The 14,568-nt window shown below is 37.5% G+C and carries 13 protein-coding genes; 6 read left to right on the top strand and 7 right to left on the bottom strand.

The features are described 5' to 3' along the window. Nucleotides 1–3,711, top strand: coding sequence for a DNA polymerase III subunit alpha (gene dnaE, locus PF028_RS04030; protein ID WP_270860074.1), 3,711 nt, complete (start codon nucleotides 1–3; stop codon nucleotides 3,709–3,711). Between the two features lie 117 nt (nucleotides 3,712–3,828). Here dnaE and PF028_RS04025 read toward each other — a convergent pair whose 3' ends face one another. From PF028_RS04025 to PF028_RS04000, 6 genes are all read right to left on the bottom strand, one after another. Continuing rightward, entirely contained in the window at nucleotides 3,829–4,854 is a 1,026-nt protein-coding gene (locus tag PF028_RS04025; RefSeq protein ID WP_270860073.1) for a hypothetical protein, read from the bottom strand. A gap of 428 nt (nucleotides 4,855–5,282) precedes the next feature. Next, nucleotides 5,283–6,251 carry a tryptophan--tRNA ligase gene (gene trpS / locus PF028_RS04020; RefSeq protein ID WP_270860072.1) on the bottom strand — a complete coding sequence of 323 codons (969 nt, stop codon included), beginning with the start codon at nucleotides 6,249–6,251 and terminating at the stop codon, nucleotides 5,283–5,285. Further along, nucleotides 6,248–6,775, bottom strand: coding sequence for a shikimate kinase (locus PF028_RS04015; RefSeq protein ID WP_270860071.1), 528 nt, complete (start codon nucleotides 6,773–6,775; stop codon nucleotides 6,248–6,250). The genes trpS and PF028_RS04015 overlap by 4 nt, the downstream gene beginning before the upstream one ends. Beyond that, entirely contained in the window at nucleotides 6,762–8,156 is a 1,395-nt protein-coding gene (gene der, locus PF028_RS04010) for a ribosome biogenesis GTPase Der (protein ID WP_270860070.1), read from the bottom strand. Before der ends, PF028_RS04015 begins: the two co-directional genes overlap by 14 nt. A 61-nt stretch (nucleotides 8,157–8,217) precedes the next feature. Beyond that, nucleotides 8,218–9,123, bottom strand: a complete 906-nt coding sequence (locus PF028_RS04005) for a DMT family transporter (protein WP_270860069.1) — start codon at nucleotides 9,121–9,123, stop codon at nucleotides 8,218–8,220. After that, complete coding sequence (locus PF028_RS04000; protein ID WP_270860068.1) at nucleotides 9,123–9,998, bottom strand: DMT family transporter; 876 nt, start codon at nucleotides 9,996–9,998, stop codon at nucleotides 9,123–9,125. Before PF028_RS04000 ends, PF028_RS04005 begins: the two co-directional genes overlap by 1 nt. 132 nt (nucleotides 9,999–10,130) lie before the next feature. Between PF028_RS04000 and kdsA the strand changes: the two genes are divergently transcribed. Together kdsA and PF028_RS03990 are read left to right on the top strand one after the other, a co-directional pair. Continuing rightward, the gene (gene kdsA / locus PF028_RS03995; protein ID WP_270860067.1) at nucleotides 10,131–10,937 is read left to right on the top strand and encodes a 3-deoxy-8-phosphooctulonate synthase; all 807 of its coding nucleotides are present in this window, start codon (nucleotides 10,131–10,133) and stop codon (nucleotides 10,935–10,937) included. A 60-nt stretch (nucleotides 10,938–10,997) separates the two neighbouring features. Further along, complete coding sequence (locus PF028_RS03990; protein ID WP_270860066.1) at nucleotides 10,998–11,966, top strand: HrgA protein; 969 nt, start codon at nucleotides 10,998–11,000, stop codon at nucleotides 11,964–11,966. Between the two features lie 71 nt (nucleotides 11,967–12,037). On the opposite strand, the gene PF028_RS03985 is transcribed toward PF028_RS03990, so the two are convergent. Further along, complete coding sequence (locus PF028_RS03985; RefSeq protein ID WP_270860065.1) at nucleotides 12,038–12,547, bottom strand: DUF4405 domain-containing protein; 510 nt, start codon at nucleotides 12,545–12,547, stop codon at nucleotides 12,038–12,040. Nucleotides 12,548–12,986: 439 nt separating this feature from the next. On the opposite strand from PF028_RS03985, the gene ribH reads away from it, so the two are divergent. Genes ribH through pyrF form a run of 3 tightly spaced genes read left to right on the top strand, consistent with a single transcriptional unit; the run spans nucleotide 12,987 to nucleotide 14,526 of the window. After that, nucleotides 12,987–13,457, top strand: a complete 471-nt coding sequence (ribH, locus tag PF028_RS03980; RefSeq protein ID WP_270860064.1) for a 6,7-dimethyl-8-ribityllumazine synthase — start codon at nucleotides 12,987–12,989, stop codon at nucleotides 13,455–13,457. Nucleotides 13,458–13,459: 2 nt separating this feature from the next. Then, entirely contained in the window at nucleotides 13,460–13,846 is a 387-nt protein-coding gene (gene nusB, locus PF028_RS03975; protein ID WP_270860063.1) for a transcription antitermination factor NusB, read from the top strand. Continuing rightward, nucleotides 13,843–14,526, top strand: a complete 684-nt coding sequence (pyrF, locus tag PF028_RS03970; RefSeq protein ID WP_270860062.1) for an orotidine-5'-phosphate decarboxylase — start codon at nucleotides 13,843–13,845, stop codon at nucleotides 14,524–14,526. Before nusB ends, pyrF begins: the two co-directional genes overlap by 4 nt. Nucleotides 14,527–14,568 lie beyond the last annotated feature (42 nt).

Genomic DNA, 14,568 nt, shown 5'->3' with positions numbered 1-14,568 from the left:
ATGAGCGAATTTACACATTTACACCTGCATACTGAGTATTCTTTGCTAGATGGCACAAATAAAGTCGGCGAACTAGCCAAAGTGCTTTCCGAGCGTGGTACAAAAAGCGTGGCGATTACCGATCACGGAAATATGTTTGGTGCGATTGATTTTTATAAAACTATGCGAAAGCACGGCATTAAGCCAATCATCGGTATCGAAACCTACATTCATAACCACGACGAGATAAGTGATAAAAGCGACAAACAGCGATTTCACTTGATTTTGCTAGCCAAAAACGAAGAGGGCTATAAAAATTTGATATATCTCAGCTCACAGGCGTATCTGCACGGATTTTACTACAACCCACGCATAAACAAAAAGCTCTTAAAAGAGCATAGTAAGGGTATTGTATGCTCGGCGGCGTGTTTGGCAGGGGAAGTTAGCTTTCATCTAAATCAAAGCGAGAGAAACCTAAAACGGGGTGCAAAAGGCTATGAAGCCGCAAAAGCAGCAGCCCTTGAATATAAAGAAATTTTTGGCGATGATTTTTATTTGGAGATTATGCGACACGGATTTGGCGATCAGCATAATATCGACAAGGATTTAATCAGGCTCTCCAAAGAAACAGGCATAAAGCTAGTTGCCACAAACGACGCCCACTACACCTACAAAGATCGCGCCGAAGCGCAGGACGCGTATATGTGTATCGCCACGGGCAAGTTGCTTGATGATAAAGATCGCTTAAAACACAGCGTTCATGAGCTTTATGTAAAAACTGATGATGAGATGAAAGCGATTTTCGCCGATATTCCCGAAGTCATCGCAAATACGCAAGAAATCGCAGATAAATGCAATCTGACATTTAAATTTGATGAAAAAGATTATGCGCCGACACCGCCGAATTTTAAATTTTCTATCGAATTTGCCAAAGAATTAGGCATAAATTTACCAAAACCTGACGATAGATATAATTTCGAAAATGACGATTTTGTTTTTGAGTATGCGTGTAGAGCAGGACTTGAAAAACGGCTTGAATTCGTTGATAAAGACAAACACGAAATTTACAAAAATCGCCTTGAAACAGAAATTCAAATCATCAAAAAAATGGGCTTTTCAGGCTATATGCTTATCGTGCAAGACTTCATAAACTGGGCGAAACGAAATGATATTCCAGTAGGTCCCGGTCGAGGTTCGGCAGCAGGAAGCTTGTGTGCGTATTCGCTTCGCATAACCGACATTGATCCGATACCTTATAACTTGCTTTTTGAGCGATTTTTAAATCCGTCAAGAATATCAATGCCTGATATTGATGTGGATTTTTGCCAAGAAAAACGGGGCAGGGTCATCGAGTATGTAACAAATCAATACGGCAAAGACAATGTCGCGCAAGTCGCCACCTTTGGTAAGCTTCTTGCAAAAGGCGTCATACGCGATGTCGCAAGGGTTTGTGATATGCCGTTAAATCAAGCTGACGCTATGGCAAAGCTAATACCAGATGTGCTAGGAATTTCGCTAAAAGAAGCTTACGAGTTAGAGCCAAAAATCGTAGAGCTTGTAAATTCAGACCCCTTAGCAGCAAAAGTGTGGAAATATGCGCTAAATTTAGAAGGGCTAAATCGCAACACAGGTATGCACGCAGCAGGTGTGGTAATATCAAATGAACCGCTTTGGAATAAAGTTCCTTTATTTCGCCAAACCGCCAAAAAGGACAAAGAAGACGACAGCGGACAGTATATAACGCAATACACAAAAGATTATCTCGAAGATGTTGATTTGATTAAATTTGACTTTTTGGGCTTAAAAAACCTTGACATCATCGATAGCACGATTAAGCTTGTTAAGATGAGATACGGCGTGGATATAATGTGGGAAAATATCGATTTTAACGACCCAAAAACCTACAAGACTATTCAAAGCGGAAACACTCTTGGCATATTTCAAATCGAAGGCGGCGGTATGCAAGAGCTAGCAGCTAGTTTAAAGCCGGATTGTTTTGAAGATATTATTGCGATGATTGCGCTGTATCGCCCAGGTCCAATGGATCTAATCCCTGATTTCATCGCTAGAAAGCAAGGCAGAGCAAAAGTCGAGTATATGTTTGATGAGATAAAAGAGTATTTAGAAGCCACTTACGGCGTTATCGTTTATCAAGAACAAGTTATGCAAATCGTGCAAAGAGTTGGCGGATTTTCTTTGGGGGACGCTGATTTGGTGCGTAGGGCTATGGGTAAAAAGGACGAGAAAAAACTCGCCCACATGCGAACGCAGTATCTTGACGGTGCTAAAAATTTAGGCTTTGATGTCAAAAAAGCAGAAGAGCTTTTTGATATGATTATGAAATTTGCTTCGTATGGATTTAACAAATCCCACGCTGCGGCGTATTCGATGATTACATTTCAAACGGCGTATTTAAAAACATACTATCCGGCTGAGTTTATGGCGGCTTCGCTTTCTTTTGAAGAAGGAAATGCAAAAAAAGTTGCGATTTATATCGATGAAGCAAAACGGCTTGGCGTGGGGCTTTTGCCACCTTCTATCAACGCTAGTTTAAGACAATTTAGCGTCGTCGAAGATAAAAATTCGCCCTCAGGCAAAGCTATTATTTACGGGCTTGGGGCGATAAAAGGCGTAGGCACGGGCGCGATTGATAATATCATCGCCCTTAGAAGCGAAAAAGAGTTTGAGAATTTAGACGATTTTGCAAGTAGGGTGGATAATTTTCAAGTCAATAAAAAGGTCATCGAAGCCCTAAATTTCGCGGGTGCGCTTGATTGTTTAGGTAAAACTCGCTTAGCTATTATCCAAAATATCGAAAATATCCTTGAAACTATGAAAAAAATCGCCACGGTCAAAAAAGAAGCGGCAAATTCGCTATTTGGCGAAGATGAAACGACCGAGGGCATAGTGGTGGAATTTGTGGAAAATGAAGCCGAATACCCTACAAAAGAGCTTTTAAAACTTGAACTTGATAGCTTGGGAATTTACATTTCAGGGCACCCGTTGCAAGATTATAAAGATGAGATTGACGCTATTTCGCACATTAGTTCTAGCGATTTTGACGAGATTGAAGACAACAGCGAGATAATTTGTATCGGTAAAATCGAAGAGATAAAAACGATGATAACCAAAAAAGGCACCAAAATGGGGCGTTTAAAGATTTTGGATTTTGGCGGAAGTTTCGAAGCCGTCGCGTTTGACGCCTTTGCTAGTATCGATAAATTTAGCCAAGATGAGCTTGAAGCGCCACACGCTTTTAAGGCGAAATTTACCAGACGCGCAGAAGGCGGGGCGTATCAGCTAACCATTTATGATGTTTTTAGCCTTGAAGATGCCAAAAATGGGAATTTTAAAGCCAAAAGCGAAAGCAAATACCGCAGAAACGATAATGGAAATTTTAAAAACGGCAGTGGTTTTAACGGTGGCGAAAACGGAAATTTTAATGGTGGTGGCTACAACGGCGGGTATAACGGCTCTCGCAAATTCGCAGAAAAAGAGAGCGAACGAAGCAAAAACGCAAGGGATTATGAATTTGAGCTAAATTTAAACGAGCTAAATAAAGAAAAGATAAATTTAATCTACAATCTAGTTCATAACGAATTTAAAAATCCAAAGAATTTTAATCGCCTAATCTTGCGTGTCAGGGACGATTCGCAAGTGTTTGTTTATGAGACAGATTTTTTTGTCGGGGACGATTTTAACGCCAAAGTTAGCGAGATTTTATCGGCGTAGGGTTTTTATAAATTTAAGTTTTTTATGATTTTGGTGGGCAAAATGCCCACCATACGATACTGGTTGTACCGCAGCGGGCTTGACCCGCTGTCGGCTACGAACCTTTGTTATGTGATATTATAAATAATAATCTCTCAAAACTTTTGTATTATTATAAGCTTTCGTAAAAAACAGTTCTGTTTCTTCGTTTTTATCTTTTGGTATTAAATATGAAGTTTTTATATTTAAGTATTTCATAAATTCCATTATAAACATTCTTGTTATATCTGTAACAAGAATTCCGTTGACTCTATAATTACAATCTACTCCTGTGATTTTCAGTACTCTTAAAATCCAATTACTTAGTTTAATGAAATGAGGTATTTGCTTTAATTCCTCTAATTGAACAGTATTATTTCCATTTTGGTTTTGTTCAATTGGATTCATATCTAGCATTGCATCAATAATTGACGATTCAATTATTGAAAATTCTTTGAAATCTTTTTTATCTATGCTTATTTCAACTTTTTTGATTTCTCCAAACTCTTTATGATAGGCTACATCTTTTCTTCCTGTTTTCTCAAATAGAGTTCTTCGATAAAACTTTTTATTAATAAAATATGTTAAATCTCCAAAAATATGAGACAAATCATTTGAAATTGCATCTCCAATACTTATTTTATATTTCTTTGTTTCATGCTTAAAATTTTTTATTGATACATGAGTCCAATATCCAAATTTTTCCCAATAAATGGCTATTAATAATGGTAAATTATTGGCAATTGCATAATTCTGAAGTGTTCTTATCTGCTTTGCCATAATCTCACAGGATTGTTTTTCTTGAACTGACTTTACATCTACTAAAACAGGAAATGTATTTTTTTGAGAATTTTCTATTGTTACTAAATAATCAGGTACCTGATAATTCTCTTTTTCATCCTTTTCTTGTTCTTGTTTTAATCCATTTATATTTTTAACCCATGGCATTACTGTATAAACTAATCGATAATTATCTTCTACTTTTAATCCCCTGGCAATTCTTTGAAAATTTTGTTTAAGATTAGCATCTGTTATTTGAGATAATAATTCATTTAATAATTCTTCTGATACTGTAAATGCTTCTTTTAGAGCAATTACACGTTGAACTTTTTCCATTTCAGTCATTTTTTACCTTCCTAAAGCGCCCCAGTGCGGGCGTCCACATAACAACTGGTTGTACCGCAGCGGGCTTGACCCGCTGTCGGCTACGAACCTTTGTTATGACAAAAATATTTCTTATACAGAATTATATACCTTAAATCATTTATTCTTTAAGAAGATTCTGTATAACCATTTGAAGCGTATGCTTCTTTATTTTTTGAGCGGCGTAAAGCCGCGTTTTTACTGCTACATTGTTTTGCCCTAAAGTTCTATTTTATTTAATAAAGCAAGCTCGACTTGCTTTATTAAATATTCTTTTTCTATAACCGCTTCTTTGCGTAAACCCTAAAGTATCTTTCGTTTTACTTTGTCATTGCAAATTTAACCTTTGGCGATGACAAAGTGGCGCTAAATTTGCAAATTCAAAAAATAAGAAAGTGCAAAATTGGATTTTACCTATAAATCCCCGTTGCGTTGCGAATTTTATCCATTAAATTTACGGCGTGAGCCTTAGCTTTATTTGCGCCAAGAGCCAAAATTTCGTCCAACTCGCCCTTGTGTGCCATGTAGTATTCAAATTTTTCTCTTGCTTCTTTGAAATATTCGCTAACAAGCTCATTTAGATACATTTTAAAGTGTCCATGACCTTCGCCACCCTTTTCGTAGCGAGTTTGCAAGGCTTTTTGCCCGTTTTCGTCTAAGAAAAGTTTTGCGATATTATAAACATTGCAAGACTTCCACTCTTTTGGGGCTTCGAGTGGCTCAGAAGTCGTTACTATCGAGCCGATTTGCTTTTTAAGCTCTTTTGGAGAGCTAAAAATATCAACGGTATTTCCGTAGCTTTTACTCATTTTTGCGCCGTCAGTGCCAGGAACCACGGCGACATTTTCATTAACTCTTGCTTCTGGAAGCGTTAAAATTTCGCCAAAAGCGTTATTGAATTTAATCGCAATATCTCTTGCGATTTCGACATGCTGAATTTGGTCTTTTCCCACAGGAACGACATTTGCAGAGTATAGCAAAATGTCAGCCGCCATCAGCACCGGATAAGAAAACAAATCGTGCTTTGTCTCAAAGCCCTTTGCGACCTTGTCTTTATAAGCATGAGCGCGCTCTAACAGCCCCATAGGCGTGTATCCGCTTAAAATCCAGTAAAGCTCTAAAACTTCTTTCACATCGCTTTGCACCCAAAATGTGCTTTTTTGCGGGTCAATCCCAAGCGATAAAAACGCAGCAGCTGCTTCGTAGGTCGAATTTCGCAGTTTTTCGCCGTCCCCGACAGAAGTCATCGCGTGGTAGTTTGCGATAAACATAAAAAGCTCTTCTCCTGCATTTTGTGCATCTACCATTTGTTTGATACTTGCAAAATAGTTGCCTAAATGCAGTTTGCCAGATGGTTGAAGTCCTGTTAGTGTTCTCATTTTTTACTCTCTTTTTTTATGATTTTTTGAATTTTTTTAACGATTTGTTCGGCGCTTAAATTTTCTACTTCCACGATAAAATCAGCCTTTTTAGCGTATTTTTCGTCGCGCTCGGCGTGAAGAGATTTTGCTTTGTCTAAATCTTTTAAAAGCGGTCTTTTTGCGATTTTTTTCTCACTATTTTCGCTTTTTGAAATTCTTTCATAAATCGCTTCAAAGCTTGATTTTAGGTAGATTACTGTGCCGATTTTATTTAAATTTTTAACGGCAAAAAAACCACCACCTGTTGAGATTATGGCGTTTTGGACATTTTTTTCTAAAAATTTGGCTAGTTTTTTCTCTATTTTGCGAAATTCGCTTTCGCCGTCATCTTCAAAAATTTGCTTTATTTTTTTGTTCGCATAACTTTCGATTAAATCATCACAATCTATGCAAAAAAGTCCTGTTTTTTTGGCTAACGCCCTTGCAACCGTGCCTTTGCCAACGCCCATAAAGCCGATTAGTATAAAATTATTTTTCTTCATTTTCCGAATTTTCTCCCCTAGGTCTAGGTAGTAGCACAAGCGGTGTGCCAAGCAGGTCAAATCGCTCTCTTAGCTGATTTGCCAAATATCTTTTATAGCTAAAATGAAGCGCTTTTGGGCGGTTCATAATTAACGCGATTTTTGGCGGCGCAAAGCCAAACTGCACGGCGTAGTAAATTTTTACGACCTTGCCCTTTTCGTGTGGCAACGGGTGGGCTTTTGTCGCTTCGGCGATAGCTTCGTTTAGCTTTGAAGTTTGAATTTTTTGCGTGAAATTGCGATAAACTTCGAGTATAAGCGGATAAATTTTGTGAATTCGCTTTCCGCCGGTAGCCGAAACGCTGATAATCGGCGCATAAGCAAGAAATTTAAATCTATCTCTGATTTGAAAAGCTAGTTTATCAAAATCCTCTTCGCTTTTGTCCCATTTATTTAGCACGATAATCACGCCAAGCTCGAATTTAGAAGCAAGACCCGCTATGCGTTCATCAAGTTCGCTAAACGGATCAGAGCTATCTAAAACCAAAAGCGCAATGTCTGAATTTTCTAAAATTTTCTCGGTGCGATTAAGCGCGAATTTTTCGATTCCTTCGATTTTACCGCGTTTGCGAATTCCTGCTGTATCGACAAATTCAAACACTCTATCTTCGTAAATAAAACTCTCATTTACAGGGTCTATCGTCGTTCCTGCCACGCTACTAACCACTGATCGATTTTCTTTTACAAGAGCGTTTAAAAGGCTTGATTTACCGACATTTACACGCCCTATAATACCGACTTTTATAGGTTTATTTTCAAAATCTTCTTCGCTGAGATTTTTTTCTTTTATAAATTCGCCGTTATCGTCTAAATTTTCTAAAAAATCATCAAAACTTTCGTCGTCGTCGCTTTTTAGCTCATCATCTAAAAATTTATAAATCCAGCTTTTTAGCTCGTCAATGCCGCTGTTATGGCTAACTGAAATGTTAAAACTCTCAGCCCCAAATTCGTTAAATTCCCAGCTTCGCTCTTCATCTTTTTTGCCGTCGATTTTATTTATGACAAGAGCTGTTGGCTTATCTAGCTTCAAAAGTGAGTAAAAAATTTGCCTATCTTTGGTATCAGGCATAAATTTGCCATCGACCATAAAGACGATAATATCGGCGTTTTTAGCTTCTCCAAGCGTTTTTTCTTGCACTTTGGCAAAAAGCTCGGTTGTGTTATCTAGCCCACCGCTGTCGATTAAAACGGCGTTTCTATCAAAAATTTCAACTTGCGTTTTGTTTGTATCGCGCGTAGTGCCTGCAACTTCGCTAGTAATGGCAATGCGTGAATTTGCCAAGCGATTAAAAAGCGAACTTTTGCCGACATTTGGGCGACCGATTAAGATGATTTTTTTCACGAATTTCCTTTAAAAATGTTGATTATAACAAATTTTATATAAAATGAAAATTTTTTAAAATTTATTTCTCTTTTGCGATTAAAATTCCGCTTATAATAATAACGCAAATTCCACAAAGTCCTAGCAAATTTGGCAGTTTATCGCCCAAAAGAAGTCCAAGAGCTAAGCTAAATAAAATTTCCGTATAGCCTATGGCAGCTGGGATTCCAGCTTTTCTTGTGGCGGCGTAGGATTTTGTAAGATAAAGTTGAAACAAATATCCGCCAACGGCGATTAAGCCCATATAAAGCCAACCTTTGGCGCTTGGAAAGACGAATTTAACGGGCGTTATATCAAATTCGCCAAGCAAAAGCACAAGTCCCATTATAACGCTACCGCTTAGCATATATGAAAGCACGATTGTGTTTGCCGAGTAATATTTTCGCAGTTCATGCACACTAACTAGCGCTAAACCACTGCATAAACCGCCCACGATACCGACGATGTCGGTGGTTTTTATGCCAAATTGCGGTTGGACTATCATCGCAAAGCCGACAAAGCCTAAGATTATCGCAAACCATGCAAGATTGCTTAATTTTTCGCCGAAAAAATATGCCGCTATTAACGCCGTCCAAACAGGTGCAGTTTTATAAAGTGAAAAAGCAGTTCCAAGATCGGTATTTGCGATATTGTAAAAAAATGCACTCATACCACAAAGCCCGATAACGCCACGAAAAATGAGAAAACCCAAATGCCCGCCGCTAAAAAAGTTGCAATCTTTTTGTTTAAAAAGCACCCAAATAACGATGATTAGCCCAAAAAAGTTACGAAAAAATACGATTTCAAAACTACTCATTTCAGAGCTTAAAAGTTTGCTAATAACGCCAATTAGCGAGTTATAAAACGCCGCCATTAGCGAGAAATAAACGCACAAATGCGTTAAGAAAAAAGGGTTAAATTTGGTGCGTTTTTGTGGAAAAAATTTCATTATTTCTCTTTTGCGATCAAAAGTCCGCTAAAAATAATCGTCGCAATTCCCAAAAGCGCGACATTATTTGGCAACGCATCGCCAAGAAGTAGCCCTAAAATCATACTAAAAATAATATCCATATAGCTAATAGCAGCTGGAATTCCTGCTTTTTTGGTCGCAGCGTAGGCTTTTGTGAGATAAACTTGATAATAATACCCGCCAAGCCCCACAAGAGCAATCAAAACCCAGCCAAAAAGGTTTGGAAATACAAATTTAAACTCGCCAATGCCAAATTCGCCCAAAACAAGTAAAACACTCATCGTCAAAACGCCAAAAAACATAAACGATAAAATTATCATATTTGCAGAATAGTATTTGCGAAGCTCCCGCACACTAGTTAGTGCCATACCCATGCAAATTCCCCCGCCAATGCCGATAAGATCGTTTGCTGTGATACCGATATTTGGCTGAACCACTAACGCAATGCCGATAAATCCAAGTATAATCGCACTCCAACCAAGTGCGCTTAGCCGTTCTTTAAGCAAAAAATATGAAAATAGCGCGATATAAATCGGCGAAGTTTTTTGAAATGTAAAAGCCGTGCCAAGATCGATATGAGCGACATTGTAGAAAAATAGCAAAAGCCCAATCGAGCCAATTACGCCACGAAAAATAAGCAAAACAGGCTTTCCGCCGTGACCGAAATTTCTATCTTTATTTAATGCGATTAAGATGATGATTAGACCGATTAGATTGCGAAAAAATACGATTTCAACGCTGCTCATTTGTTCGCTTAAAATTTTTGAAAGCGCCCCCAAAGTCGCAAAATGAAAACAAGCAAGCAACATAAAATAAATCGATAAATGTCGCATTATAAAGGGGTTATAGGGCATAAATTTTTCCTAGAATTTGATAAATTTAAGCGGATATTCTATCACTTTTTTGTTTAAAGTTTTGTTTGGCGTTTTATTAAACTAAATTTGGCTATAATCCCTAAAAAATTTTGTAAATTTAAAGGATAAAAAATGGTTTTAATAGCAGGTCCGTGTGTGATAGAAAGCCGTGAGCTAGTCTTTGCAGTGGCAGAAAAACTTCGCAAATTTAATGAAATGAGCGAAATCGATTTTTATTTTAAGAGTAGTTTTGATAAAGCTAATCGCACGAGTATTTCGAGCTTTCGCGGTCCGGGTTTAGAAAAAGGTTGCGAAATTTTAGCAGAAGTGAAAAGCAAATTTGGTTTTAAAATTTTAACCGATATTCATGAAAGCACCCAGGCTGCACCTGTTGCCGAAGTGGCTGATGCGTTGCAAATTCCAGCTTTTTTGTGCCGTCAGACTGATTTGCTAGTAGCTGCTGCCAAAACAAAGGCGATAGTAAATATCAAAAAAGGGCAGTTTCTCTCGCCAAATGCGATGAATCATAGCGTGAAAAAAGTCCTTGAAACGCGTGGTGTGAAAAGCTCAGGCTTTACAGCTGCCAAAGAAAACGGCGTGTGGCTGTGCGAAAGGGGAAGCACCTTTGGATATGGAAATTTGGTCGTAGATATGCGAAGCTTTCCGATAATGCGTGAGTTTGCGCCTGTGATTTTCGACGCTACTCATAGCGTGCAAATGCCAAGTGCAAATGGTGCGACAAGTGGTGGCGATTCTAAATTTGTGCCGTATTTGGCAAGAGCGGCGGCAGCTGTGGGGGTTGATGGATTTTTTTACGAAACTCACTTAAATCCATGCGAAGCACTATGCGATGGTCCAAATATGCTAAATTTGAACGAATTAGAAAAAAATATAAATGAAATTTTGGCGATTAAAAAGGCTTTGAATTTTGAAATTTAATAAATTTAAGCAGTAAGGTTTTGAGTTTTTAGATTAATAAATTTTTAAAAAGGATAAAATATGGCTATCAAGGTAAAATCAAATAATTCAAATTTAATGATTGCAAAAGAGATTTTAGAAAAGGCAAAAGAACCGTTAAATCCAAATCGAATGTATGGTTATGCTATTGATTTTGGACTTGACGATAAACTTACTTACAAAGGTAAGACTCCATTAGCTAGTTTTGCCAGAGATATTTATATGGATGTAAAAGAAAATGAAAATACTATGTTTGAAATCGTTCAAACGAAACCAAAATTACTCATAAAATTAAAAACACAAAATTTTAAAGAAGATATACAATTTGACATCAAACCAAACCAAACAAACGAGCCAAAAACGGCATTTAATGAGCGAGATTTACACCCATTCTTAGTGAATTTTATATTTTCAAATGAAAATTTCAGAGCTAATGCAAAAACAATTTTTCACGAAGAAAGTAGAAAATCACAAAAAGGTATGGATAAATGGCTATATCCCGATATTGTAGGAGTAAATTTTGAGTATGGAGAATTTAGTGGAGAAGTCGGTAAATTTATATCCAAATTTGATATTTTGCCTATTAAAATTTTCTCTTTTGAAATGAAAAAAGAGCTAAGTGTCGGTAATTTTAGAGAATATTATTTTCAAGCAGTCAGCAATAGTAGTTGGGCTAATGAGGGTTATTTGGTTGCTTGTAATATTGATGAAAATGATGAGGAATTGCTTGGTTTAATAAAGCGTTCAAATCAATCTTTTGGTATAGGCGTTATAAATTTAAATTTGAATGAACCAGCACAAAGTGTAATTTTAGCACAAGCCGAATTCAAAGAAAAGTTAGATTATACGGTTATCAATGAACTTGCAAACAAAAATCCAAATTTTAAAAAATTTTTAGAAACAATCCATGATTACGACCCAAAAAATGGGGCTAGATTTAAAAACGAATTTGATAAAATTTTAAAAGATGAAGAACTTGAAAATTATAAAAAAGAGAAAAAAATTAAGTAGTTAAAAATTTTATTTTAAATTTTTGGCGAATTTAAATACTCATAAATTCGCCAAATTTTAATAAATTTAAATTATTTTTTTGCAGGTTTCATCTGCGGTAGTATCGCTCGGACGATGTCGTCTGGCTTTATATTGTTAGCTTTGGCAAATTCGTTTATGCTGAGATTTAAATTCGCATTAGCCAAATTTGCGTTTTGCAAAAATTCGCTAAATTTGGCTTCGTCTGTTTTAAATGCCATCTTGGCTTCGCTCACGCTTAAATTTAAAACCGCAGGATATAGCATTTTTGCCACAGGGGCTTTGCCGTTGCCACCACCAAAACTCACAAAACAAAGGGCGATCAAAATCACGCTAAATGCAGTTATCAAAATGCCTTTTAAGCCTTTGAAATAGTTTGTAAAAGCCTTGAAATTTACGATTATATGAAGCACACAAGCGATTATCATCGCCGCTCCGACATATTCGTGGATAAGTTTTAGGTTGCCACCACGAAGTCCAAAAAATAGTGCCGCACCGCTAACAGCCATAACGGCAAATGTCGCCACCGTCGCACCCGTGCCAAAAGTTCTAAGATTTTTCATATTTATTCCTTGATTAAAATAAACGCCGAATTATAAAAAATTCGAGTGAAATTTTGGTTAAATTTTTAAAATTTATTATTTAAAATTTACAAATTCTAAATTTAACTTTTGGCGATTGCCACGAAACGGCTAATGCCGTTTCTCGCAATGACAATTGAAGCAAAATTATTGCCAAAACAAAAATAAAGCAAAAATTTGCTAAATTTACAAGTTATGTAAATAAAAAAATTGCAAATTTTTAGCATTTTTGCGTAATTTTAAATTTATGCACGGCGTATGCCGACGATTTTTCGTGTTGTGCCGTAAATTTCGAGCGAGATAAGGCTTAAAACGCCTATCGAAGCGAGAAATTTACAAACTCACGAAAAAGCTAGGCTGGTTTGATTTTAAATTTGGTTACGAAAATGCTAAAAATGGAGCAAGGAAAAGGAAATTTAATATGAAAGTTATCGAAGGAAATTTAAATTTAAAAGGTAGCGAAAAAATCGCCATCATCGCAAGTCGCTTCAACCATATCATCACAGATCGCCTTGTCGAGGGCGCCAAAGACGCATTTTTACGACACGGCGGAGACGAAAAAAACCTAAGCCTAATCCTAGTCCCGGGAGCTTTTGAAATCCCAATGGCGTTGCAAAGTGCCTTAGAAAGTGGTAAATTTGACGCAGTTTGTTGTGTAGGAGCGGTCATCAGGGGTAGCACACCACATTTTGACTATGTGAGCGCAGAAACCACAAAAGGAATCGCTTCTATCACCCTAAAATACGGCAAACCTGTGGCTTTTGGCGTTCTTACAACCGACACTATCGAACAAGCAATCGAACGAGCAGGTTCAAAGGCAGGAAATAAGGGCTTTGAAGCGATGAATTCGGTTATTGAGATGATAAGTTTATACAAAAACTTAAAGGCATAAAAATGGCAACAAGACATCAAGCCAGAAGTGCCGTAGTATCGCTACTGTATGCCGGGGAAATGGGTAGCGAGATGAACGAATTTAAGCACGAATTTTTAGAAGAGAAAAAAATTCGCAACGAGCAAAAAAACTTTTCTTTGGGGCTGTTTGAGGGCGTAAATGCGAATTTAGAAGCGATAGATGAAAGACTTAACGAGCGATTAAACGAGCATAAACTTGCCGAAATCGGCGCAATCGAAAGGGCGATTTTAAGGCTTGGGGCTTATGAATTACTTTTTAGCGATACGGATAAAGCCGTCATCATCAACGAGTGCGTAAATTTGGCAAAAGAGCTAGCCAGCGATACTGCGCCGAAATTCATAAACGGCGTTTTGGAGAATTTAAAATGAAACTTTGCGTGGCACTTGACCTGCCAAGCCGCGATGAGTGCGTGAATTTAGCTCGTGAGTTAGCTCATTTTAAAGATTTATGGCTAAAAGTGGGGCTAAGGGCGTATTTGCGAGACGGAGCAAATTTTATCGATGAGCTTCGCAAAATAGGCGATTTTAAGATATTTTTGGATTTGAAAATTTACGACATACCAAACACAATGGCTGATGCGTGTGAAGTGATTTCCAGCGTGGGGGCAGACATGATAAACCTGCACGCAAGTAGCGGAAAACGCGCGATGAGCGAAGTTATGGAGAGACTTACAAATTTGCGTGAGCGACCTTTGGTTTTGGCAGTTTCTGCGCTGACTAGCTTTGATGAAGCCGAATTTAAGGGCGTTTATAACGCTAATATCAACGAAGCCGTGCAAAAAATGAGCGTGGGAGCTTTTGAAAGTGGGCTCGACGGCATGGTGTGTTCGGTTTTTGAAAGTAAGCTAATCAAATCTTGCACGAGTGAAAAATTTATCACTTTGTGTCCTGGAATTCGTCCTTTTGGCGAGAGTGTGGGCGATCAAAAAAGAGTAGCAAATCTGCAAACTGCAAAAGAAGCAAATGCTGATTTTATTGTGGTTGGGCGACCGATTTATAATGCAGTTAATCCAAGCGAAGTGGTTGAGAAAATTTTAAACGAAATTTAGTAAATTTATATGTCGCAAAAGGATAAATTTATTAAAAATACA

Origin of the sequence: Campylobacter sp. CN_NE2, assembly GCF_027797465.1 — a bacterium.
Classification (GTDB): domain Bacteria; phylum Campylobacterota; class Campylobacteria; order Campylobacterales; family Campylobacteraceae; genus Campylobacter_B.
This window is presented reverse-complemented; position numbering and strand designations above follow the sequence as displayed.